The sequence below is a fragment of the Aquimarina sp. 433 genome, from assembly GCF_054054605.1.
In genome coordinates this window covers 500,486-525,001 of sequence record NZ_JBSWZK010000001.1, presented here as the reverse complement: position 1 = coordinate 525,001, position 24,516 = coordinate 500,486, and the positions used below count along the sequence as shown (strand labels likewise).

Here is a 24,516-nt window from a genome sequence, read left to right as displayed (position 1 = left end):
TTAAAACATATGAAAAACCTACTTATTCTAATTGGATGTATGTTCATTTTTTCTGTCCAAGCACAGGAAATTAAATGGATGTCAATGAATGAGGCACTAGAAGCGCAGAAGCAAACTCCAAAGAAAATCTTTATGGATGTATATACCGATTGGTGTGGCCCTTGTAAGTTGTTGGATAAAAAAACTTTTCATAATAAAGATGTGGTGGATTATGTAAATGCTAATTATTATGCAGTTAAGTTTAATGGAGAGGGAACCGAAGAAATCAGATATAACGATTTTACCTATACCAATCCTAATCACAATCCAAATAGAAAAGGTAGAAATAGTCAGCATTTCTTTGCAAATGCGCTGAAGATTAGTGGATATCCTAGTATTGTGTTTTTTGATGAAAAAGGCAATTTAATAGCACCAGTTGTTGGCTATAAAACGCCAAAACAATTAGAGATTTATCTAAAAATGATTCACAATGATGACTATAAAAATCTAACAAGTGCAGATGCATGGCAAAAATATGAACAATCATTTGTGAGTACCTTTAGCAACTAAAATAAATTAAATATACATATAGGATTAACCCTTTTGTCGATAAGATAAAAGGGTTTTTTTATAATCGTTTGATTTATTGGATGATATAAAGTTTGGTTGCGATTATTAGAATTTATACAGTAACAAAACGAATAAGTTTGACACTAATTAATAATAATTTCAAATACGTAAAGAATGAAAAAAAACTTATTCAGTTTAATAGCTGTTTTTGCCTTTTTTAATCTGGGCTTTGCTCAAGAAGTAAATCTAATTGGAAGACTAAACGGTAGTATCGGATTTAATTATGATTCTGTTGACTATAATGGGGGAAGCTTGGCCTATAGTCCTGGAGGAGGAATGGGATTAGAAGTTGGTGCAGAGTATCATATGTTCAAAGGGCTGTATGGTTATGGGACGCTAGGATTTCAATATAATTTAGCTCTTCAGTTACAAAGTGGAACAGGAGGCTCTAACAAGAGTTCGGTTACTTTTAATCGTACATTTTTCACTTTTGGAGTTCATAAACTTTTTAAATTATCAGATAACACTTTACACGGTTTAGTGATTGGTGCTGGTGGAAATTATAGCCTTCCTGGTAAATTAAAGATTACCCAAAATGATGTTTCTGGAGATCCAATTGAATATAAACCAGGTCTTGGTTTTCACTTGGATGCCAGACTTCGATTAAAATTGTCTGATAAGTTTTTTTTAGAACCAGGAATTAGATACAGACAGCTAGAACTCGATGCTAAGTCTTTTGGTAACAATAGTACAGATATTTTACCTTCTTATTTAAGAGAGCTAAATACTTCTGGAATAGAAATTTCAGTTTCAGTTATAAAGAAACTATAGGCTGTTTGTATATGCCTGATAAGAGCCCTGTTACGAATAGGTAACAGGGTTTTTTGTGCATTAAAAAAGGTGTATCCTTAGAAACTTTAAGGGAAAACAATTATTGGAATTATTCCAAATTTTGTATCTTTGTATTGGAATTATTCCAAGTTATAGAGATTCGTTAAACTTCATTAAAAGAATCTTAAAAACACAATTTGTGGAGTGTATTTTGCTTGTATTACAGAAATATACTTAAAATTCAAATATGCATAACATCAATACCTATTAAACAATAATAGTACTATATGAGTGGTATTAAGTATGAAATACAAAATAGAAAGCTTAGATCTTATAAGCATACGTTTGATTATAACTTTTGTAAGCAAAAGTATAATGAGTATGCTCGTATGGATTTGGATAAGTTTAAAGCATGTTTGAAGAAACCGGAGAAAATAGGAGAAATTGGACATCTATGTAGTTTCATTTTATGGGTAAAAAATAAAGAGCAGGATGAGTATCGAGATTGTCTTGGGGATTATGGACTGATTCATCTACTCTTCCATTGTTTGGAAAATAAGCATAATATAGAAGTCCATGCAGAGTATATTCATATGCTCTTCAAAGAAGATATTAAACTAGTTTGATGAATTTTGGGCTGCTTTTTCTAAAAAAGAAGGTATTGTCCTACAAATAGGTTGGTAAAATTTGTATCGAACCATTAAAAAATGTTAAAAAACACAAAAAATGGTATTTCAACGATGATATTTGCATATAATCGTTATATTTGATCAAATTTAAAATATTTAATAAACCAAATCGTTATTAGAATTATTAAAAATCATCCCCGTTTTCTTGATTTTGATATTCTTAACTTGAGCTTAACCTATTATGAAAAAACGTTTCATCATTGCCCCCTCAATGTTGTTATTAATAGCATTACTTTTTCCCCTTGTTTCTGCCAACAAAATAGAAACTCCAAAATTACCTACACCAGTGAAGCCGAAGTTAGCTTCAGTTGACTTTTTCAAAAACCCAATTTCGGACAAGCAAAAGGAGCTACTAGCTAAAGCTGTAGAGCAATATTTTAATAAGGCATTGCAGCAAAATAAAATTATCGGAGCAGGAGTAAGTATTGTAAAATGTGATTCTGTTATATATTTAGAAGGTTTCGGAAAGAAAAATGCGTCTTTAAATGACAAAGTTGATCCTGAAACAATTTTTAGAATTGGTTCTGTTTCCAAAGGTTTTGCAGGGGTTTTGTCAGGAATATATGTAGAAGAAGGTTTATTAAATTGGGATGATAAAGTACATGATTATGTGTCTAACTTTGAATTGGCAAATAAAAAATGGTCGGATAGTGTGACATTGTCTCATATCCTATCACACTCTTCTGGATTGCCATATCATAGTTTTACAAATTTGGTGGAAGATGGAATAGATTTGAGTACAATTGCTGGTCAATTTAAAAGTATTCCTACTATTGATAAACCAGGAAAGATTTATAGTTATCAGAACGCAGTATTCGCTCTAAGTGGTTCAATGATCGAAAAGGTAAGTGGCAAGTCTTATGGAGATGCTATAGCAGAAAAGATTTTTAACCCTTTACAAATGCATAGTGCATCTACGGATTACCATTCGTTACAGACAGCTACTAATGTTGCGATGCCTCATAGAAAGTATGGTAGACGTTGGAGATCTTTAAAATTGAACAAAAAATATTATAACGCGATACCTGCAGGAGGAGTTAATGCTAGTGTTGCTGATATGGCAAAGTGGATGCGTTTCTTGTTGGGTCATAATCCAGGTGTAATGAGTGCTCAAGGTTTAAAAAATGTGTTCAATCCTGTGATAAACCTTCCAGGAAAGAGTAAGTACTATCAGAAATGGAAAGGACATAAAGAGTCACAATATGCTCACGGATGGCGTATCCATGATTTTAAAGATAAGAAAACCGGAGAGTCTACTCGTATGATTCATCATGGAGGTCACGTGAATAGTTACAGAAGCGAAATCGCTTTATTTCCCCAAGAAGACTTAGGGATAACAATTCTTTTTAATAGTCCAACAAAATTAGCAAGAACAGTGATTCCAGATCTTCATAAAATTGTAAAGGAAGTAATGGAAATGCCGGTAGAAGAATTGTTAGCGGCAACCAATACCTCGGTCAATAAAAACGAAATTTAATTTAGTTATTTTAGTATATATGCTCCCTTTTTGTCAGTACGATGAAAAGGGATTTTTTGTTTTAAACAAGTGCTTTCCCAACGATTTAGATAACTCCTATAATTACTGCCATCAGCAATAATCTGCTCAGGATGTATTTGTTCTATAACCTTTTCTAAATGAATTTTTGGTGAATTGATTAATAAAATGATATCAGCCTTAAAATTAGGTAATTCATATATTCCGTTATTATCAATAATTAAAATACGTTTGTCTTTATAGGTATAGATATTATGAAGTGTTTGAGGAGTTAAGAGTTTGAAGTTATTCGCCACGACGTGGCCTTTGATTAGAAAATCTATGGTTGTGTCCGTAATAGAATCTTTAGAAAATATTTTTAGTTGTTGATTTTCAGATACTCCTATGATTGTATTTCTGGGATTATGAAAAACAATAAGTTCTTCTGTATTAAGAGATATACTTTTTTCATAAGCTAATACGGATAAAAATAGTACGAGCAGAAGAGATAGGGCGAATAGTCTTTTGATATGATAGTTCTTCAAAGTTTGTATAAATACGATTGTCAAAAGATATCCTGAGACAAGCATTTTAGAGGAAAAAGAGATGTCTTTTATAATAAATGCTTTTTGCGAAGCTACCCAATAAACAATGGTATTTATGAAATCTATAAGGTTACCATAGACCATGACTATCCAATCGGTAAGTAAATGGATCTCTGCTAATAAAATCACTAAGATCCCTAAACCAAGAATAATACCCAAAATAGGGATGATAATAAGGTTTGATATGATGAATAATAGTGGGAATTGATGAAAATAGAATAATAATAAGGGTAGTAAACCTATTTGTGCTGTGATAGTAACAGTTAAAGTTTCCCATAAAATCTTATCAATGTAAAATCTAGGCTTGTATCTTTTTACAAGATGAGGTTGCATCCATATTATAGAAAAAACGGCTACATAACTTAATTGAAACCCAACTGAAAATGTTAGTAGTGGGTCTATAGTTAGTAATATAAATATTGATATTATCAACGCATTATAAATACTGGTTTTAGAACGAAAGTACGTACCAATGGTTACAAAGGAAAACATGGCTGCTGCTCTAAGTATAGATGGTGATAAACCTGCGATTATTGCAAAACTCCATAAGGCGATAATAATAAGAACTATTTTAAGTTCTCGACTTCTTTTAAAGATGTAATCTAAAGGTTTAAGTAAAAAGTTTAAGAGTATTAATAATATTCCAACATGCAACCCTGATACAGCTAGTATATGAGTAGCTCCAGCGTTTTGATAATCTTTAAAAGTGTCTATATCAATGTCCTGTTTTTGTCCTAGAATAAGTGCATTTATAATCGCTAATTGTTTTCTGGTAAAAGTATGTTTGGATAGATTTTTAAGAATATCGGTTCTAATGATATCTGCAACACGATATAGGCTAAATTTAGTTTTATCAGTAAGAATTAGATTTTTAAAGTCAATAGTAGTTTGGTAAAACACATATTCGTAGCCCATATAAGTAGCATAGTTAAATTGATTTGGGTTAGAGGGTTTTGGTATTGGTTTAAGTGGTGCATATGTAAGATATGATGTGCCGGTAATTAACTTAGTTTTTAGGCTTTTGTTTGGTAGCCTAAGTAGTACATCTCCTGTAACTTTATTGTTTTCTAATGAAGTAAGACTGATGATATATTTGTCATAAAATGAAGTCGATTTTAGCCTTTTTTTTACTAAAAACTCAAATGGGACTTGTCGTTCTGAGTTATTTAACCGATTTGTAAAGTGAAACGGGTCATTTTTTGGATGATATAACTCTACTAATGTTATACCAAAAAAGAAGAACGTGATTATAACTAAACCACTGAAGTGGATAGTACTGCGGAATATCTTGTTTGCGTACCACCAAGAAATAACTAAACCAGTTATACTTGCAGTTTGAAGTATGATTACTAGTCTAAGAGATATTGAAATGTAGTATCCTAAGATAATTCCAAGAACCAGGGAAATGGTTAAAATTACAAAAGGAACATTAAGTAACTTTTTCACTACTAACAGATTAATGTATAGGTATTATGAGCCTATAATTAATCGTGTGTTGAAAAGAGTAGTTGTTACCTGTTATTACCTATTTTGTTCATCAAATAGGTGTCAATTTCTAAAAATTATAGTGTAAGCTACTTTCTTATTCGATTTCTTCGTCTTGTAGTTCCTGAAAGTTCAGTCTTTTTGTCTTTAATCGTTACTTTTCCTGTATCTATTTTAACGGTATAGTCTGGGTGAGGTCCGTGCGGATCCACATCCAGTAAGATGTGAAGGCTAGAATTAGCCGTTGGGCCAAAATTATACGTTTCCTGATAACCTTCGTGAGTTAAGGCGTCTATTCTTTTACCATCATGGCGAATAATCATTTCATATTCTCCTCCGATCCCACTTTCTTTGTCTAAACGCAAAAATTTTCTACTATATGGTTTCATACCAATCAAACTTCCAAAATATCTGGATTTTGGTGTATGAAACCAATTTTTAAACCTAGGCGCTTCTTCCCAAATATAACCTTTATTATCTCTAAATTTATTACCCATGTAGTGTGTTAGAGAAGTAATCTCTTTTTTTACATTAAAAAGATTTCTATTTAGATGGTAATAGATGAATTGATCTTCATCATATTCCTGTCCATTTACTTTGGCATCTATAACTTTTTTTACTTCTAGAGGATCTAATGAGTATTCCATTGGTTTAATGAGTTTTAGTATACTAATTTATAATAAATTAGGGGAATTTAGAAAGAAGGAAATAAAAAATAAATAAAATAAAGTGAAAAAGCTATAGGATCCTTCTAACTCCTGCAAAACAATTATTCCAATAACGTTCATCTAAACTCGATATTGTAACTCCTTTAGAGGTTGAAGCATGAATAAATTGTATCTGTTTTCCTGTTTTTACCACCAATCCTACATGATTAATGCTACTTTTATTTTTATTGGTCTTAAAAAACAATAGATCTCCAATTGCTACATTTTTCAAGGATACTTTAACGCCTTGTGTGGCCATGGCTCTGGAAGTTCTAGGGAGTACAACTTCTTCTTTCTTAAACGAAGTATATACCAAACCAGAACAGTCCATACCCCTTTTGGTAGTACCACCATATTTATATCTTGTACCTTCAAAAGTCTTTGCATAGTCAATTATGCTTTTTATTTTTTTACTATTAGCATTAGCTCGAGTACTTTTTTTAGAAGTCTTCGTCGATTTTCTTGAAACTGTACTTCTCTTTTTAGCACCACCACAAGAAGAGAGTGTAATACTTAGTACAACAAGCAGATACAATAGCTTTTTCATTTTGGGATATCTTGTTTATTTTGTTTTTTCTACAATTAAATTAGCCGTTTTGTCACTGGCTCCTTTTCCGCCTAATTTCTTTTCTAGATCATAATACTCTAAAAACATCACAGCTCTTTTGTAGTCATCTAATATAATCGTAAGTTCTTCTTTTAGTTTTTTTGTATTAAAATCTCCTTGTATTAATTCGGTAACCACAGGCTTATCCATGATAAGATTTACCAAAGAAATATAATCAAGGTTGATAATTCTCTTGGCTATATGGTAGGAAATTGCATTTCCTTTATAGCATACTACTTGCGGAACCTTAAATAAAGCAGTCTCTAAGGTTGCTGTTCCTGAAGTTACTAAAGCTGCAGTACTTAAACTTAGAATGTCATAAGTCCTATTCATAATAAGATGAACTCCTTCTTTTTTTATAAAAGGCTCATAGAATTCTTCATCTTGACTTGGAGCTCCTGCAATGACGAATTGATATTCAGAAAAATCATCGACAACACTGAGCATTACCTCAAGCATTTTGCGAATTTCTTGTTTCCTGCTTCCAGGTAATATAGCTATTATTGGTCGGTCATCTAGTTGATATTCTTTTTTAAAATCATCGGGCATTACCTGTTTGTGATCGGCTATGGCATCGATAAGGGGGTGTCCTACAAAATTTACATCATAGTCATATTTTTTGTAAAAATCTTTTACAAAAGGTAATATTACGTACATATAATCTACGCTTGCCTTTATAGTTTTTACTCTTCCTGCTCTAGATGCCCATACTTGAGGACTTATGTAATAATGAGTAGTATATCCTTTAGGTTTTGCCCATTCTGCAATTCGTAGATTAAAGCCAGAATTGTCAATTAAAATGAGTGCGTCTGGATTGTATGCTTCGATATCTTTTTTACACTGTTTTATGAATCCTAAAATTTTAAATAGATTCAAAATAACTTCTAAAAAGCCCATAAAGGCTCTTTCTTTATAATGAAGTACCATAGTACCTCCAACTGATTGCATTAAATCTCCTCCCCAAAACCTGATTTCGGCGTTGGGATCCTCTTTAAGAATAGATTTCATTAGGTTGGCTCCGTGTAAGTCGCCAGATGCTTCTCCTGCAATAAGATAATATTTCATCTTTTAAGATACGTTCAAAGTGTGTTAACCAAATTTGCTGATAGCAATTCCTACTGCGGCTACTAATGTAGCTAATAGAACACCTCGGGCTCTATAGGGTTTGTTCTGTTTTAAAAATAAAAAGAAAACTATGAGATTAAGAATCGCTCCTAAAGCGATTAAACTTCCCAAAAAGTTATTTTGTTGAGCTGCTTTTAATGTTTCAGTAATACTTAATTCCGAAAACAATAAAATATATAAAGCAATCCCAACAGTGTTTGCAATAATTCCGGTAATAAAACCGATTATAATTTCTTTTTTAATCATGTAATGACCAGTTGTTTAATTCTTGAATATAATGATGAGCAGTAAGATCGAATTGTGTAGGTACAATAGATACATAACCGTTCTGTAATGCCCATTCGTCTGTATCTTCGCCTTTATCTTCATTGATAAATTTCCCAGAAAGCCAGTAGTAATCTTTGCCCATTGGATTAGTTCTTTTGTCAAACTCTTCAACCCAGTGTGCATTTGCTTGTCTGCAAATTTTTATTCCTTTAATTTCTTCTTTGCTTAATTTCGGGATGTTTACATTAAGTACTACGCCTTTGGGAAGACCATTTTGAAGTACATTTTCAACAATTGTTTTCACGTATTTTCGTGCAGGTTCAAAATCAGCATCCATGCTATAATCTAATAACGAAAATCCGATGGCGGGTATTCCTTCTATTCCTGCTTCTACAGCAGCACTCATAGTACCAGAGTAAATTACATTAATAGCCGAGTTAGAACCATGATTAATTCCACTTACACAAAGATCTGGCTTTCGTTTTAAAATCTGTCTAGTTGCCATTTTCACACAATCCACAGGAGTACCTGAACAGCTATATTCTTTTTGAGGAGCATTTTTATCCACGGTAATAGGATCGCAATATAGAGTATTGTTTATCGTAATAGCATGTCCCATGGCACTTTGAGGGCTATCTGGAGCAACGACATATACATCTCCGATTTCGTTCATTATGTTAATTAACATTCTAATTCCTGGGGCTGTAATCCCGTCATCATTCGTAACTAGAATTAACGGTTTTCCTTGTGACATGCGGTTGTTTTTTTCTCTGGTAAAAATACATTTTTTTTATTCTAAATATATAATTCTAAATCAGGAGTATATATAATTAGTTCTTTTAAGAAAAATTTAGTAATATTACCTCTTATTGGCACGATTTTTAATGTAATTTGCCAAGAACACCCCTAAATTAAAAATGAGCGTATGAAAAAGAGTTTTTTGGTATTGATGCTTACCGTAATCGTTTCGGCTGCCTCTTGCAGTTTTACAACAAAAGTAGACAACAATGACCCTGACAAAGATCGAATACTAATTGATCTTATAAGTTATGTATTAAGTAAAGGTCATTATGACGCAAAGGATATTAATGACGATTTCTCCAGAAATGTTTTTGTTGATTACATAGACGCTTTAGATCCATTAAAGCGATATTTTTATCAAAGAGATATTGAAGAATTTAAAGAGTTTGAAACTTTAATTGATGATCAGATTAGAGATAAAGAAATTGAATTCTTTAATATGACATATCAAAGACTACAAACTAGAATGGAAGAAGCAAGAACCTTATACAAGGATATCTTGGATCATCCTTTTAATTTTGAAATCGAGGAGTCTATTAATACAGATTATGAAAAGTTATCATACGCTAAAGATAGAGAGGAGATGAAAAATCGTTGGAGATTGCAATTAAAATTTAATGCATTGTCCAGTTATTATGATAAGGTCGATGAACAAATAGATTCTATTACCAAAAATAAAGACTACAAGAGAAAATCTGCTGTTGTTTTAGAAGAAGAATCACGAGAGATTACGAAGACTTCGCTAAAGGAATATTTTGAGTTTGCTGATGATTTAGAGCGTAAGGATTGGTTTTCTATCTACATAAATTCTATAGTTGAAGAATTTGATCCTCATACATTTTATTTCGCTCCACAGGATAAAGATAGATTTGATATCGCAATGTCCGGTAAATTAGAGGGTATTGGTGCTAGATTACAAAAGAAAAATGATAACGTAAAGATTATCGAGATTATTTCTGGAGGACCAGCTTGGAGAGGAAATAAAGTAGAAGTTGGTGATTTTATCATGAAAGTAAAGCAAGAAGATGAAGTAGAGCCAGTAAGTATTGTAGGGATGCGACTTGATGATGCAGTAAGTTTAATCAAGGGGCCAAAAGGGACTAAAGTAATGCTTACTGTTAAGAAGGTTGACGGAACAATAGAAAACGTTGAGATTGTTAGAGACGTTGTCGAATTAGAAGAAACATACGCTAAGTCTTCTGTAGTAAAGAAAAATGGGAAGAATTTTGGAATTATAAATTTACCAAAATTCTATTTTAATATGCAAGATTATAATCAACGTAATGCTGCGAAGGATGTAAAGCAGGAAATTATACGTTTGAAACAACAAGACATGGAAGGCCTAGTGATAGACCTTAGAGATAATGGTGGAGGATCGCTACAAACTGTTGTAGATATAGCTGGTCTTTTCATTGATAAAGGACCTATTGTACAGGTAAGAACAAAAGGAGAAACGCCTGAAGTATTAAGTGATAAAGATCGTAATATTTTATGGGATGGGCCTTTAGTAATTTTAGTAAATGAATTATCAGCTTCTGCTTCCGAAATCTTAGCAGCTGCTATGCAAGATTATAAAAGAGCAATCATTATAGGAAGTAAACAGACATACGGTAAAGGTACGGTACAAAATGTAATGGATCTGAACAGATGGATGAGAAGTAATGATTTTGGGGATTTAGGAGCTCTTAAATTAACAACCCAGAAATTTTATCGAGTAAACGGAGGATCTACACAATTAGAAGGAGTAAAGAGCGATGTAGTTGTTCCAGATCGTTATAGTTATATCGATATTGGTGAGAAAGATCAAGAAAATCCACTTCCTTGGGATAAAATTCCAGCTGCCGATTATAATCTATGGGATGGTTATATTGATTTTGACCAAACTATAAATAAAAGTAAGGCTCGTATGGCTACCAATGAGCAACTTAAATTGATAGATGAAAATGCTAAATGGGTAAGAGAAAAAAGAGATGTAAATGAGTATTCTCTTAATTATAATAAATACAAAGCGAATATAGAGCTTAATGAAAAACAAGCTAAACGTTTTGATCGCTTAAATGATTATAAAACAAATCTAACTTTTGAATCCCTGCCTTATGAAAAGGAATTAATGAAAAAGGATTCAATTTTAGAAGAAAAAAGAAATAGATGGCATAAGAGTCTTAGCAAAGATGTGTATGTAGAAGAAGCATTAAGTGTTTTGGAGGATATGAAAATTAATAATATTAGAAGATCTAAAAACCCACTTACGCTAAAGAACTAACATGCTTTAATGCAAGAGACAAAATCAAATTCATTAACACAACTAGCGCTCCAAAGATTTAGTAAAAATTTTTGGGGCGTTTTGAGTTTTTGGTTTATCGTAGTATGTGCATTAGTTGCAATTCTAGCGTACATGCTTGCTCCTGACAGTTCTAAAAATGCGAATCAGATGCATTTGTCTATTCATTCGAAAGGTCCAGGTTTTTCGGTTAAGATGATCACTATTCCTTCGCAAGTAGTATCAGACCAATCTTTCCTGAGTAAGATTTTTTTTGGAACAAAAAATATGGATACTGAGATTCCCATAGAATCCTATAGTTTTAATAATAAGGTAATAGATGTAATTCCCTATACAGAGGGGGAACTTATAGGGGTTTCTAAGAATATAGCATTATCTAGTTTTCCAAAGGAATTAAATATTGAGGAAATAGAAAATCAATTTATAGAAGATAGAACTTTTATATTGGGAACTGATAAGTATGGAAGGGATATGTTAAGTAGAATGCTTATAGGGATTCGTATATCGTTTTCTATTGGTTTTGTAGCTGTGCTTATTTCTTTGTTTCTGGGGATTACTCTTGGGGCTTTAGCGGGTTATTTTGGTGGTAAGGTAGATGTATTTATTATGTGGCTGATTAATGTTACTTGGTCTATTCCCACGTTGTTATTAGTTATCGCGATTACCTTAGCTTTGGGTAAAGGATTCTGGCAGGTTTTTATAGCTGTAGGATTGACCATGTGGGTTGAGGTGGCTAGAGTAGTAAGAGGTCAGGTTTTAAGTATTAAACAGATGCAATATGTTACAGCTGCCAAAGCGTTAGGATATACACATGGTAGAATCATTATAAAGCATATACTTCCTAATAGTTTAGCTCCGGTAATTGTCATTTCTGCAGCTAATTTTGCAGGAGCTATCTTAATAGAAAGTGGATTGAGCTTTCTGGGAATTGGAGCACAACCTCCAATGGCAAGTTGGGGAGCAATGATAAAAGATCATTACTCTTATATTATATTAGGAAAAGCGTATTTAGCAATTATTCCAGGTCTTGGTATTATGAGTCTAGTTATGGCTTTTATGCTTATGGGTAATGCACTGCGAGATGCGTTAGATGTAAAAGGATAGCTAATAATAAAATTAGAGTCTTAAAAAAATGAAAAGGGTTAACTGCTGTGTTAACCCTTTTTTTGTAAACTACAATTAATAATAAAAATTGTTTTTTAGAAGCAAGGAGGTCCTTGTACCCATGTGGTGCCGTTATGATAACAACAACTAAGAGCAGGGTTACATCTTCTTCTAGTGTTACTTGGTTTAGTAAAAACTAAAATTCCCCCATGTACATCTTTCTGTTGGGATTTGGATAATGTTTTTGCTCCTTTCAATTCTTTAATCTGTTTCATAATTTTTTAAAGGTTTAAGAGTTTATAAATATTCCCCGAAAGTTTTAAGACATTCGGGGATATGTCTGAGTGAGTGTGTGAAGAAAAAGAGTATTTACATACGTCTTTTACAAAAAATGTTCTTTTCTATGTATCTAGAAAAGATAAAATAACATTATAATTAGCCCCAATTATAACATTATTATGCTTCTATAGGTTGGTTTTCTACATCATAATCTTGTTCCTGTTGGTTCTCTATCATCATGCTTGTAAAATGAAAGAATTCATCGTAGCTATACTTTTTAGGATAGATAGAAGTGTTCATTAATGATGCAGGAGTGTAAAACAAATTATTTTTCTCTGCCCAATTAGATTGATTTTGTAAGGTTTCTATATGTATTTTATTATTTTTTGGCGCTCCATATTCTTTTATCCATTTGCTGAAGGTTCTGTCGTTAAACCACTCTGTGTATGCTTTTATAAAACTATCAGAACCATCATTTTGATATATTTCCATAAGACGTAAACTAACTTGGGTAGCCTGATTGTTAAGGTCGTTTAAAGCGACTTTTAATCTAATTACCACCTGCAATTGATCGCTCATAGTTCGTAAAACTCTAGTGTATGCTTCAAAAGCACCTTTGCAATAACCACACATGGGATTGGTAACACTGATAATTTTAAACCTTGCGTTTGGATTACCAAGAATGATTTCATTTGCGATTGTGCTATTGTCCTCGATTTTTTCTGATATACTTAACAAATGATCAAAAATTTGACGATCTCTTTTAAAGTGATTTAGTTTTACATTTTCATTTTTATAGTCCTTATTTTGAACCATATTTTCTTTCACATACATGTAAGCTAATACGGTTAGTGCTGAAATCATTATAAAACCAGCAATGGAAGTTATAGAAAAAGTAAAAGGAAGACTAACAAGCGAAATTGCAGTTAGTCCTATAGAAATTACGCTAATAGCTATACATATAGCACACCATTTTTTTATCACAAAAGCTTGTGAGTATAGTGAGTAAACGATAAAAGGAATTCCAGCTATAGTTGGTATTAATAGAGTGCTATTAAAACCATAGAATAGTTGATAAATAGTAAGTATTCCAAAAAAAGTAATACTAGCATCCGCTAAAGAAAAATTCTTTAATAACTTACCAGTGTTATTGTTAATAACATCTCCACAATTAGAGTTTCCTACCGAAGTACAAAATTGGTGCATAGTGTTGGATTGAATGCCTAAGCTTTCTCTAACAGCAAAAAGACCAAAAACAGCTCCAGTTATGGATAAAAGCAGGAAAAATATTTGATAAACATTAAATGGTTGGTAGAACAAAGATATACCAGCTCCTATTAAAAGTGCTCCAAAAAGTACGTTCTGAATCAAAGATTCCTTAGAAAAAAGAGATCTATTTCCGGTGCTATGCTCAACAGCGATTACCTTTGGAACCCAAATTTCTTTAAATTCTTCATAAGAAAACTTCTTTTTGTCAAGGTCAGTATGCTTTAGTTGAATAGCTCCATTTTTGTTAATGACAGCAACAATTTCTTCTGCATGATCTTTTTTTACCAAAGAAATAAAGCTTTCCGGAAGTTGATCTAAAGCATCTACTGGAACTTCTACCGCAATATTATCAATATCGAAATAATCTAAAGTATCAGTTATTGATTGGAAACTAGGGTAATTCGGATGAATTTGTAGCTGAAGTTCAAGATCTTGTTTGTCGTAATTGCCAATTCTGTTTTGAATAAGAACCGTTTCTACTATTTTCTCAATGCTATTTTTCATGAATACTTAAGATGTTTTGTTTTGTGTGCTTTATCTAGTTAAATATACTATAAGTTGGGTGCCCCATGTTCCATTATATAGTTTTTTATAAAAGTATTAAGATTTAAAAACTCTTAATTCTCATAAAAAAGCTTTGTAAAATAGAAATTTTAAGGCATTATATTGATGAGGATATGACATAAAATAACAACGTAATAACCATATTTTTTATGATTTAGATGTTTTTAAATATTTAATTATTTGATTTTCAGTATTTTGATTGTAGGTGCATTTGGAGAAAAACATGTTTTTAAAGATGTTAAAGTTTCAAAACACTGAAAGAGAATCTGGGAATTAGGTTCTAATAATGTTTCATCATGTTTGATGGTTTTGATACTTTTGTGCTCTAGGAATAAACTACAAAACTGATTGATTTGAAAAGGAAATTTGTGTATCCAATTTTAGTAATAATTGTGACCATTTGCTTTTATTATATTGAAAAACATATTGATGCTAATGAGTATGGTGCTACCGAAAAGGCAGTTGGAGATGATGATCTTAGTTTTTTTTATCTCCCTACCTCTACAACAGGAGCTATTATAACTCATCAAAATTATTCTTTATCTTATTCAGAAACACATGAGCAACCAGAATGGGTGGCATATGAGCTAAAAAAGGAGCATTTATCCAATAATGATTACAAAAGACCATTTTTTGAAATGGATGCTAAAGTAAGATCTTCATCTGCTGATTGGCGTAATTATAAAAAATCTGGATTTGATAAGGGACATTTGTGTCCTGCTGGAGATCGCAGATTTACTTACAAAGCGTTTAAGGAAACATTTCTGACTTCTAATATTACTCCTCAAAATCATGATTTCAATGCTGGAATATGGAATAAACTAGAACAAAAAGTACGGTATTGGGCAAAAAAATACGATGATGTATATGTAGTAACAGGAGGTGTTTTATCCAAAGATCTTAAAACAATTGGATACGAAGCTGTGACGGTGCCCGACTATTTTTATAAAATTATTTTGGATAAAGATGATAAAAATGTCAAGATGATAGCTTTTTTAATTCCTCATAAAGATACCGATAGATCACTTCAAAGTTTTGTTGTGAGTACCGATGAGATTGAAGCATTAACTGGAATTGATTTTTTTTCAAAATTACCTGATGATCTAGAAGAAAAGCTAGAGCAATCATCTGGGATTGGTAAATGGAAGTTTTAAATAGTATAATAGAAAGTCTTTTTCAGAACTTTTATGATTCAATAATAAACATCACCACTCATTAACCCTGTTTGCATCAAGTTTGATGAAAATAAAAAGTAATAGTGTAAAGCCCCACAAACCAGAACCTCCATAACTAAAAAATGGCAAAGGGATTCCTACAGTAGGGAGCAATCCAGTTACCATTCCCACATTTATAACAAAATGTATAAATAGAATACCTACAACGCTATATCCGTAAACCCTACTGAACTGTGTCTTCTGTTTTTCAGCAAGGTATAAAAGTCTTATCAAGAGGCCTACGAATAGAATAACAACAGCTGTAGCTCCTAGAAATCCCCATTCTTCTCCAACGGTACTAAATATATAATCGGTATGCTGTTCTGGAACAAAACCACCTTTGGTTTGGGTTCCTTCTTTCCATCCTTTTCCAATCCAACCACCACTTCCTATTGCAATTTGACTTTGATTTGTGTTATAACCAATACCTCTAGAATCTACTTCTTTTCCTAAAACTATGTTGAAACGATCTCTATGTCGCTGTTCAAAAACATTGTTGAAAATATAGTTAACAGAAAAGCAGAATCCTGTGATCACTATAATCGCTAGAAGGTATCTAGAGTACTTTGGTTTTTGTTTTCTGTTTTTGATTAACAGAAGTGCCATTACTAAAGCAATTCCCAGTACAACCCACAACGGTGAAAATAACAGAGTTAGTATAAACAATGCAGCTGCTGAGGCTCCAATAATTAAATATGTAGCCGCTAAACCTTCGCGATATAGAGGAAAGAAAAAAGCTGCATATACTAGTGCACTTCCTGGATCAGGTTGAGGAATGATAAATAATGCTGGTAATGCAATAATTAGGAATGCTCTTAATTGGTGATTTATAAGGTTTATATTGGTTTGCATATCGCTTAAAAACTTAGCAATAGCTAAGGCGGTAGCTGCTTTTGCGAATTCTGAAGGTTGCAACCCTACTGGTCCGAATGAATACCAAGAAGTAGCTCCATTTACATTCTTACCAAATAAAAATAGTCCTAGGAGCGATACCAAGGATATTACATATATTAAACCAGCGAAACGTTCATAAAATTTCGTTTCAATAGCTTGGGTAATAACAATAATGACAATGCTAAGTGCAATCCAGTATAGCTGTTTGATGTAGGGCTTCGAAAGATCGGTTATGGAAAACTGTTCATCTCCATAGGAAGCTGAGTATATATTAAGCCATCCAAAACCCACTAATAATAGAAATAATAAGACCGTTAACCAATCTATAGTACCGACAGTTGATCTACTCATTATTGGTTAATTTTGAAAGGTTCACCACTATACGGTTTGGCATATTCTTCTTCAAGGCTGTGAGTTAAAACCCAATCTTCTAAATCCGTTCGGGAAATGGTTCCTTTAATATATTTTTCTATCATTAAACTTGCTATCTTACCAGCATATCGTGATCCCCAGTATCCATTTTCTATAAATACAGTAAGTGCTATTTTAGGGTTATCTTTTGGGGCAAAAGCTACAAATACGGAGTGATCTGTAAGTTGCATACGTTCTCCATTAACCACAGTGTAGTTTTCTGCAGTACCAGTTTTACCACAAATTTCTATATCGTTTACCTGAAGTGCTTTAGCAGTACCCTGAACATAAACCTGATGCATTCCTTCTATAACAGGTTCAAAGTGTTCTTTGTCAATGGTGGTGTATTTTGGTTTGGTAAAGTTTTCTATATCTATTGGTTGCCCATCGATAGCTTTGATAATATGTGGTGTGTAAAAATATCCTCTGTTAGCAATTGCGGCGGTCATATTAGCAAGTTGTATTGGTGTTGCTAGGATTTCTCCCTGTCCAATCGCGTTAGATATCGTAGCAGTGGAATACCATTTGTATTTTGGATAATTATATCTTCTATTATAGTAATCTGAATTGGGTACAAGCCCTTTACTACCACTTGATAAGTCATTACCAAGGTAGTTACCTAGTCCAAAACTTTCTACATGCTTTTCCCAATTGTCAATACCTTCTTGTGGAGTGTCGAACTTATTAATACTTCTAAGGTATACATTGGCAAAATAAGCGTTGCATGACTGCGCAATTCCTGGTATCATACTTAATGGACTCGCATGTGCATGACATCCAAGTTTAGCTTTTTTTCCATATCTAAAGCCATGACTACAAAAGAAGCTTTCTCTTGGATCTACAACGCCTTCTTGCAAAGCAATTAATGCTGTAATAGCTTTAAATGGAGATCCTGGAGGATATTCTCCTTTCACACCTCGATCAAACAATGGTCTCGAAATAGAATCATAATGTAATCTTGTATAGTTGGGAGATCTTTTTCGACCTACCAATAATTCTGGCTTATAATTTGGTGCTGTAATTAATGTTAAGATTTCTCCAGTTGAAGGATCTAGAGCTACAATTCCACCACGTTTATTTACCATTAATTTTTGACCATACGCTTGAAGTTCTTCATCGATGGTAATGGTTAGATCTTTTCCATTAACGGGAAGTGTATCATATTTACCGTTTTTATATGGACCAATGTCTCTATTAAAACGATCTTTTTGAATTCTCTTGATTCCTTTTATTCCTCTTAATTCGTTCTCGTATTGTTTTTCTACGCCTTGCATTCCAATAAGATCACCAGAAAGATAATAAGGGTCTTTTTTAATTAGTCCATCGTTTACCTCGGCTATATATCCCAAAACATTGGCTGCATTTTCGGTGTGATAGTCTCTAAGAGAACGCTTCTGAATATAGAAACCATCGAACTTCCTCATTTTTTCCTGTAAGTACGCATATTCATCTTTTGTTAGCTGTGGAATAACAACCGAAGGAACTCTGGGTGAATATACTCTTGCTTTTTTTAATTGTTTGTTGAGCTTTTCTTTAGTAATTTTCAGTATGGAACAAAACTCTAAAGTATCAAAAGGTTTTAGTTCTCTTGGAATTACCATTACATCATAAGATGGCTGATTGGTAACCAAAAGTTTACCATTTCTGTCGTAAATAGCACCTCTTTGAGGGTAGTCATAGAGAACTTTTATCGCATTATCTTCTGATAAAGCAGCAAATGAAGTATTATAAATTTGTAAATAAAATAACCTTCCGATAAAAACAACACCGGTGGTAATGATTATTAAATAAAGTAATAGTTTTCTCATGAATCTTTTCTTCTAAACAATACCAAAACAAGCATAATCACAATGATTGAGAATAAACTAGAAAATAACGTTTTTTTTGCAATTAATAGTATATGAGAAAAGTTAAATATTTCTAACGTAAAAAGTATAATATGATGTATAAAAATCATTAGGGTAACATAGGCTAAACGCTGTCCAAAATTCACCTTGCTTAACTTCACAGTTTGGAATTCATAACTTAGTCCAAAAACAGATCTAAGAATAACAGGTCTTAAATATGCTATCGATATGCAAGCGGTAGCGTGTACACCTCCAGAATCTCCAAATAAATCAATAGTTATTCCTAGAATGAAACTTAACACAAGAAACAAACTTTTATTAATATTAATTGGTGAAAGTAATATGAAAATAATGTAAATGTAAGGGTTGAGGTACCCCCAAAAGTTAATGTTATTAAGAATGAAAACCTGAACAAACACCAAGCTTATAAATCTACCTATGTATAATGGAATGTTATTATTCATTAGTTTTAGGGTTTTCTAACAATCTAACTTCGGCGGTATCATTACTTTTAATAGCGTAAACAAAACCAATGTCTGTCATGTCGTTAAATAGCAGGACATCGATTAGAAAATAACTTTGGTTTTTGTCCAATTCATAATTGAGAATCGTTCCAATGCCAATTCCACGTGGAAATATGGTTGAACGACCATTGGTAATAATAGTGTCTCCTTTTTTTAGTACCGCTTGTCTTGGTACAGTTTCTAATTGCACAATATTTGGATCTTTACCATTCCATACTAATGACCCATATTGATTAGATTTTTTTAGGCCAGCGTTAATTCTAGAATTACTATTTAGTATAGAAATAACTCTACTGTAATTCGTAGAAGTGTTTTCTACGATTCCGATAATTCCTTTGTCGGTAATGACTCCCATATCTGGTTCAATTCCGTCTTTTTCTCCTTTATTAATAAGGATGTAATTATCAATTTTACTGTAGTCATTTTTATAAACATTTCCTTTTATAAAATGATATGGTTTATCAAAGGATGTAGTGTCGTTGTACTTAGTCTCAATGGTATCTGTAGCAAAAATACTTAATTGATTGCGTAATCGTTCGTTTTCCTCTAATAGTCGTTCATTTTCGCTTTTAAGGCCAAAATAATTACTTATAGAGTATCTCCATCCATATACTCCACCGGATAGAAAATTCGTGGAACTTATGAACTTGCTTTTGTGATAACTATGTGATTGAATAGTAAGAACCAGAGATATAAATAATAACAGCAGGAATAATAAGAAGTTCTTATTCCGTATTAAAAAATTAATAATTTGCTGCATATGTTATCGAGATACTAAAACTTTATCTATAGTAAAAAAAATCTCTCATACTATCTTATAAAAGCAAGTATGAATGATCAAAGCAGAATAACGTAAAAATTACTTTTTAGGTATATTCTAATTTGTTTTTTCTAAAAAATATTATTTAATCAATACACTTTTGTATCGATTGATATTTTTTAAGGTAATACCTGTTCCTCTTACTACTGCCCTCAACGGATCTTCAGCAATATAAACAGGCAAATCGGTTTTTTGAGATAATCTTTTGTCTAAGCCTCTTAGCATGGAACCTCCACCAGCAAGATAAATTCCTGTGTTGTAAATATCCGCAGCAAGCTCTGGAGGAGTTTGTGATAATGTTTCCATTACGGCATCTTCAATTCTAAGAATTGATTTGTCCAATGCTTTTGCTATTTCACGAAATGAAATTTGAACTTGTTTTGGTTTTCCGGTGAGAAGATCACGTCCTTGAACGTTCATTTCCTCTGGAGGTAACTCCAAATCTTCTGTAGCTGCTCCAATTTGTATTTTTATCTTTTCCGCAGTGCGTTCTCCAACATATAAGTTATGTTGAGTTCGCATATAGTAGATGATATCGTTGGTAAACACATCACCCGCAATTTTTACTGATTTGTCACAAACAATTCCACCTAATGCAATAACTGCGATTTCAGTAGTACCACCACCTATATCTACAATCATATTTCCTTTAGGTTGCATGATATCCACACCAATACCAATGGCAGCTGCCATTGGTTCATGGATTAGATAGACTTCTTTACCATTTACACGTTCAGCACTTTCTTTTACTGCTCGCATTTCTACTTCGGTAATACCTGATGGAATACAGATAACCATTCTAAGAGCAGGAGTGAAGATTTTTTTCTTTAAAGCAGGAATATCTTTAATAAACATGCTTATCATCTTTTCACTAGCATCAAAATCTGCGATCACTCCGTCTTTTAGAGGTCTTATCGTTTTTATGTTTTCATGTGTTTTTCCTTGCATCATCGCAGCTTCTTTTCCAGCGGCAATTATTTTTCCAGACATAATATCTCTGGCAACAATGGATGGACTATCTACCACCACTTTGTCGTTGTGAATAACTAAGGTATTTGCGGTACCTAAATCTATAGCAATTTCTTCAGTAAAGAAGTCGAAAAATCCCATATAAAACAGTAAAAAGGGTTAGAATTGAGTAAATGTACTAAAATTAATGCTTAAAATGACGTGTTCCGGTCATTACCATAGCAATTCCGTTTTCATCACAGTAATCAATACTTAATTGATCTTTTATAGAACCTCCTGGTTGTATAACTGCCTTGATTCCTGCTTTGTCTGCAAGCTCTACACAGTCAGGAAATGGGAAGAAGGCATCACTAGCCATTACAGCGCCATTAAGATCAAAATTAAATGAATTTGCTTTTTCTACAGATTGTTTCAATGCATCTACACGAGAAGTTTGTCCTGTTCCACTAGCTAAAAGTTGCTTGCCTTTAGTGAAAACAATTGTATTAGACTTTGTGTGTTTACATATTTTTGAAGCAAATAAGAGATCTTCAATTTGCTCATTAGTAGGAGCTACTTTTGTAACCGTATTTAAATCTTCTTGAGCATCTGTTTTTAAATCCTTGTCTTGTACCAAAGCTCCATTTAAACAAGAGCGTACCTGAGTTTTTGGAAGCTCTATGTCTTTTTGAATTAAAATAATTCTATTTTTCTTTCCTTTTAATATTTCAATAGCTTCATCAGTATAAGAAGGAGCGATTACCACTTCACAAAACAGTTTGTGAATTTCTTCGGCGGTTGGAACATCTATTTCAGAATTACTTATTAATATACCTCCGAAAGCTGAAACCGGATCACCAGCTAATGCATCTACATACGCTTGGTGTATCGTTGAGCGTTGTGCTAAACCACAAGCATTATTATGTTTAAGTATTGCAAATGTAGGGTCCTCTCCTTTAAATTCATTCATTAGGTTAACCGCTGCGTCTACATCTAATAGGTTATTGTATGATAACTCTTTACCGTGTAGTTTGTCAAACATTGCATCGAAATCTCCGAAGAAAAATCCTTTTTGATGAGGGTTTTCTCCATAACGAAGTGTTTTGCCTTTAGTTTCGCTAATTTTTAAAGATGCGATCTCATGATCACTATTAAAATAATTAAAAATAGCACTATCGTAATGTGAAGAAACATTAAATGCTTTTGCAGCAAATCGTTTACGATCTTCTAAAGAGATACTTCCATTACCTTCGGAAATAATTTCCAAAAATTCTGCATAATCTTCAACAGAAGCTACACAGGTTACATCAGCAAAATTTTTAGCAGCAGCTCTAATCAAAGAAATACCACCAATATCAATTTTTTCAATAATATCTTGTTGTGATGCTCCAGAAGCAACTGTCTTTTCAAAAGGGTATAAATCAACTATTACGATGTCGATCTGCGGAATTTCATACTGCTCAAGTTCGGCGACATCGCTATCGTTATTCTGACGATTTAGTATTCCACCAAAAACTTTAGGATGTAATGTTTTAACTCTTCCACCAAGAATCGAAGGGTAAGAAGTTACATCCTCCACAGGAATTACATCTACTCCTTGTTCTTTTATAAATTTTTCAGTTCCACCAGTGGAATAAATACTAATTCCAAGTTCATCTAATTTCTTAACGATTGGTGCTAATCCTTCTTTACTAAATACAGAAATTAAAGCAGATTTAGCCGTTTTTGTTGTGCTCATAACAATGTTTAGTTGATAAAACGCAAAAGTAGCAATTTAGTTGCCAATTAGACAACCCATTGTTAGTAATTGTTTTAGATATTTTGTAACAAAATTATTAAGAAAACGTCCTATCTTTATATTGTTCAAAAATTAGCACATGCTTATCTATCTACGAGTACTTAAGGAAAGTTTTAATTTTGCTATTAATGCATTAAAAAACAATAAGTTAAGAACATTTCTTTCTTTACTGGGAGTTACCATTGGGATATTCTCTATTATTGGAGTATTAGCTGCAGTAGATTCTTTAGAAAAAGAAATAAAAGGCAGTATCAGCTCTTTGGATAATAGTACAATTTATCTTACCAGAGTTTCTTTTGGTCCTACGGATGTTCCGGATTGGAAAAGAGAACAATTTCCGGATGTTACATTTGAAGAGTATCAGCTTATAAAAAGAAGTATGCCTGATTTGAAAGCAGTAAGTTTTTTACTAAATGTTGGGCAAGAAACCTTAAAATATAATGATAAAAGTATTAGTAATGTAAGTATGGCTCCAGTTACTAATGATTATTACGATATAGAGGAACTACAAGTGGTAAAAGGAAGGTTTTTTAATGAACAAGAATCTGTTGGTGGAGCACCAGTGGTAGTGATTGGTGATGAGATTGCAAAAAGTTTATTTGGAGATGGTGATCCTATTGGAAAGAAAATCCGTGTATATGGTAGAAAGTTTACAGTAATAGGTGTTCTTAAAAAAGAAGGTAGTGGTCTTTTTGGAGACTCTAAAGATACAGCAGCAATACTTCCCGTTAATTTAGTAAGAAGAATCTATGGAGATAATAATAAGTTTACATTTCCTATGATTATTATGAAACCAGAATCTGGAATTGATATTCCTGAATTTGTGTCTACTTTAAAACAAAAAATGCGTTCGTATCGAGGTTTAAAACCAGACGATATAGATGATTTTTTTGTAAATCAATTGCAGGGATTTACTGATTTTATTGATAATATTACAGGTACTATGTCTAAAATTGGAGGTTTCATAGGAATGTTTTCTCTTTTAGTGGGTGGTTTCGGAATTGCAAATATCATGTTTGTAAGTGTGAAAGAAAGAACTAATCTAATCGGTATTCAGAAAGCATTAGGAGCGAAGAAAAAGTTTATATTACTTCAGTTTTTATTTGAAGCTGTTATTCTGGCAATTTTTGGTGGATTAATAGGATTGGTATTGGTATGGTTAATTTCAAAAGGAGCCTCTCAGTTTACAGGGGATTTTGAGTTTATTCTTTCATCTTCCAATATGTTTTGGGGTATGTTCTGGTCAACATTGATTGGGTTAATAGCAGGAATTTTTCCAGCATGGATGGCTGCAAGATTAGATCCTGTAGAAGCTATTAGAACTGGAATGTAGTATTTGAATCATTGTTACATGAATCGAAATAATAGGTAGATATTCATACCTAAAGCAATTAATATAAGTATTAGTACGGCGATTGGAATT

The 24,516-nt window shown here is 32.6% G+C and carries 22 protein-coding genes; 8 read left to right on the top strand and 14 right to left on the bottom strand.

Features of this window, described 5'->3' with window-relative positions; genetic code table 11:
* The first annotated feature begins 9 nt into the window (after nt 1-9).
* From ACWNT5_RS02320 to ACWNT5_RS02305, 4 genes are all read left to right on the top strand, one after another.
* Entirely contained in the window at nt 10-549 is a 540-nt protein-coding gene (locus ACWNT5_RS02320; protein WP_299603784.1) for a thioredoxin family protein, read from the top strand.
* 174 nt (nt 550-723) lie between these two features.
* Nucleotides 724-1,380: a hypothetical protein gene (locus tag ACWNT5_RS02315; protein ID WP_299603781.1), complete on the top strand. Its 657-nt coding sequence runs from the start codon at nt 724-726 to the stop codon at nt 1,378-1,380.
* A 287-nt stretch (nt 1,381-1,667) separates the two neighbouring features.
* Entirely contained in the window at nt 1,668-2,006 is a 339-nt protein-coding gene (locus tag ACWNT5_RS02310; RefSeq protein ID WP_299603778.1) for a hypothetical protein, read from the top strand.
* A gap of 244 nt (nt 2,007-2,250) precedes the next feature.
* Nucleotides 2,251-3,546 carry a serine hydrolase domain-containing protein gene (locus ACWNT5_RS02305; RefSeq protein WP_299603776.1) on the top strand — a complete coding sequence of 432 codons (1,296 nt, stop codon included), beginning with the start codon at nt 2,251-2,253 and terminating at the stop codon, nt 3,544-3,546.
* 5 nt (nt 3,547-3,551) lie between these two features.
* Here the strand turns inward: ACWNT5_RS02305 and ACWNT5_RS02300 are convergent, their stop codons facing one another.
* The 6 genes from ACWNT5_RS02300 to surE form a co-directional block, all read right to left on the bottom strand.
* Nucleotides 3,552-5,594, bottom strand: coding sequence for a ComEC/Rec2 family competence protein (locus tag ACWNT5_RS02300; protein ID WP_456516474.1), 2,043 nt, complete (start codon nt 5,592-5,594; stop codon nt 3,552-3,554).
* A gap of 128 nt (nt 5,595-5,722) precedes the next feature.
* Nucleotides 5,723-6,280: a hypothetical protein gene (locus tag ACWNT5_RS02295; RefSeq protein WP_456516473.1), complete on the bottom strand. Its 558-nt coding sequence runs from the start codon at nt 6,278-6,280 to the stop codon at nt 5,723-5,725.
* Nucleotides 6,281-6,371: 91 nt separating this feature from the next.
* Nucleotides 6,372-6,887, bottom strand: a complete 516-nt coding sequence (locus ACWNT5_RS02290; protein ID WP_456516472.1) for a C40 family peptidase — start codon at nt 6,885-6,887, stop codon at nt 6,372-6,374.
* Between the two features lie 15 nt (nt 6,888-6,902).
* The gene (gene lpxB, locus ACWNT5_RS02285) at nt 6,903-8,012 is read right to left on the bottom strand and encodes a lipid-A-disaccharide synthase (RefSeq protein WP_299603764.1); all 1,110 of its coding nucleotides are present in this window, start codon (nt 8,010-8,012) and stop codon (nt 6,903-6,905) included.
* 24 nt (nt 8,013-8,036) lie between these two features.
* Nucleotides 8,037-8,318, bottom strand: a complete 282-nt coding sequence (locus ACWNT5_RS02280) for a hypothetical protein (RefSeq protein ID WP_299603761.1) — start codon at nt 8,316-8,318, stop codon at nt 8,037-8,039.
* Entirely contained in the window at nt 8,311-9,093 is a 783-nt protein-coding gene (gene surE / locus ACWNT5_RS02275; RefSeq protein ID WP_299603758.1) for a 5'/3'-nucleotidase SurE, read from the bottom strand. Before surE ends, ACWNT5_RS02280 begins: the two co-directional genes overlap by 8 nt.
* A 171-nt stretch (nt 9,094-9,264) precedes the next feature.
* Here surE and ACWNT5_RS02270 point away from each other — a divergent pair, with 171 nt between their 5' ends.
* Both ACWNT5_RS02270 and ACWNT5_RS02265 read left to right on the top strand, forming a co-directional pair.
* Nucleotides 9,265-11,403: a carboxy terminal-processing peptidase gene (locus ACWNT5_RS02270; RefSeq protein WP_299603755.1), complete on the top strand. Its 2,139-nt coding sequence runs from the start codon at nt 9,265-9,267 to the stop codon at nt 11,401-11,403.
* A gap of 9 nt (nt 11,404-11,412) precedes the next feature.
* Nucleotides 11,413-12,525: an ABC transporter permease gene (locus ACWNT5_RS02265; protein WP_299603752.1), complete on the top strand. Its 1,113-nt coding sequence runs from the start codon at nt 11,413-11,415 to the stop codon at nt 12,523-12,525.
* A 95-nt stretch (nt 12,526-12,620) separates the two neighbouring features.
* Here ACWNT5_RS02265 and ACWNT5_RS02260 read toward each other — a convergent pair whose 3' ends face one another.
* Together ACWNT5_RS02260 and ACWNT5_RS02255 are read right to left on the bottom strand one after the other, a co-directional pair.
* The gene (locus ACWNT5_RS02260) at nt 12,621-12,800 is read right to left on the bottom strand and encodes a hypothetical protein (protein ID WP_299603749.1); all 180 of its coding nucleotides are present in this window, start codon (nt 12,798-12,800) and stop codon (nt 12,621-12,623) included.
* A 181-nt stretch (nt 12,801-12,981) separates the two neighbouring features.
* On the bottom strand, nt 12,982-14,577 hold the full coding sequence (locus ACWNT5_RS02255; protein WP_456516471.1) for a vitamin K epoxide reductase family protein: 1,596 nt from the start codon (nt 14,575-14,577) through the stop codon (nt 12,982-12,984).
* A gap of 413 nt (nt 14,578-14,990) precedes the next feature.
* Between ACWNT5_RS02255 and ACWNT5_RS02250 the strand changes: the two genes are divergently transcribed.
* Nucleotides 14,991-15,791, top strand: a complete 801-nt coding sequence (locus tag ACWNT5_RS02250; protein ID WP_299603743.1) for a DNA/RNA non-specific endonuclease — start codon at nt 14,991-14,993, stop codon at nt 15,789-15,791.
* Between the two features lie 51 nt (nt 15,792-15,842).
* On the opposite strand, the gene rodA is transcribed toward ACWNT5_RS02250, so the two are convergent.
* From rodA to purH, 6 genes are all read right to left on the bottom strand, one after another.
* Nucleotides 15,843-17,096, bottom strand: a complete 1,254-nt coding sequence (gene rodA, locus ACWNT5_RS02245; RefSeq protein ID WP_299603740.1) for a rod shape-determining protein RodA — start codon at nt 17,094-17,096, stop codon at nt 15,843-15,845.
* Complete coding sequence (mrdA, locus tag ACWNT5_RS02240; protein ID WP_299603737.1) at nt 17,096-18,964, bottom strand: penicillin-binding protein 2; 1,869 nt, start codon at nt 18,962-18,964, stop codon at nt 17,096-17,098. The genes rodA and mrdA overlap by 1 nt, the downstream gene beginning before the upstream one ends.
* Entirely contained in the window at nt 18,961-19,305 is a 345-nt protein-coding gene (locus ACWNT5_RS02235) for a hypothetical protein (protein ID WP_366141434.1), read from the bottom strand. The genes mrdA and ACWNT5_RS02235 overlap by 4 nt, the downstream gene beginning before the upstream one ends.
* Nucleotides 19,306-19,459: 154 nt before the next feature.
* Nucleotides 19,460-20,287: a rod shape-determining protein MreC gene (mreC, locus tag ACWNT5_RS02230; RefSeq protein WP_299603733.1), complete on the bottom strand. Its 828-nt coding sequence runs from the start codon at nt 20,285-20,287 to the stop codon at nt 19,460-19,462.
* Between the two features lie 141 nt (nt 20,288-20,428).
* Nucleotides 20,429-21,457 (bottom strand): rod shape-determining protein, encoded by a 1,029-nt coding sequence (locus ACWNT5_RS02225; protein ID WP_027393894.1) that lies wholly within the window; start codon nt 21,455-21,457, stop codon nt 20,429-20,431.
* 43 nt (nt 21,458-21,500) lie between these two features.
* Nucleotides 21,501-23,033, bottom strand: coding sequence for a bifunctional phosphoribosylaminoimidazolecarboxamide formyltransferase/IMP cyclohydrolase (gene purH, locus ACWNT5_RS02220; RefSeq protein WP_299603728.1), 1,533 nt, complete (start codon nt 23,031-23,033; stop codon nt 21,501-21,503).
* Nucleotides 23,034-23,172: 139 nt separating this feature from the next.
* On the opposite strand from purH, the gene ACWNT5_RS02215 reads away from it, so the two are divergent.
* A complete protein-coding gene (locus ACWNT5_RS02215; protein ID WP_299603727.1) occupies nt 23,173-24,426 on the top strand; it encodes an ABC transporter permease in 1,254 nt (417 codons plus the stop codon).
* Nucleotides 24,427-24,516: the final 90 nt, after the last annotated feature.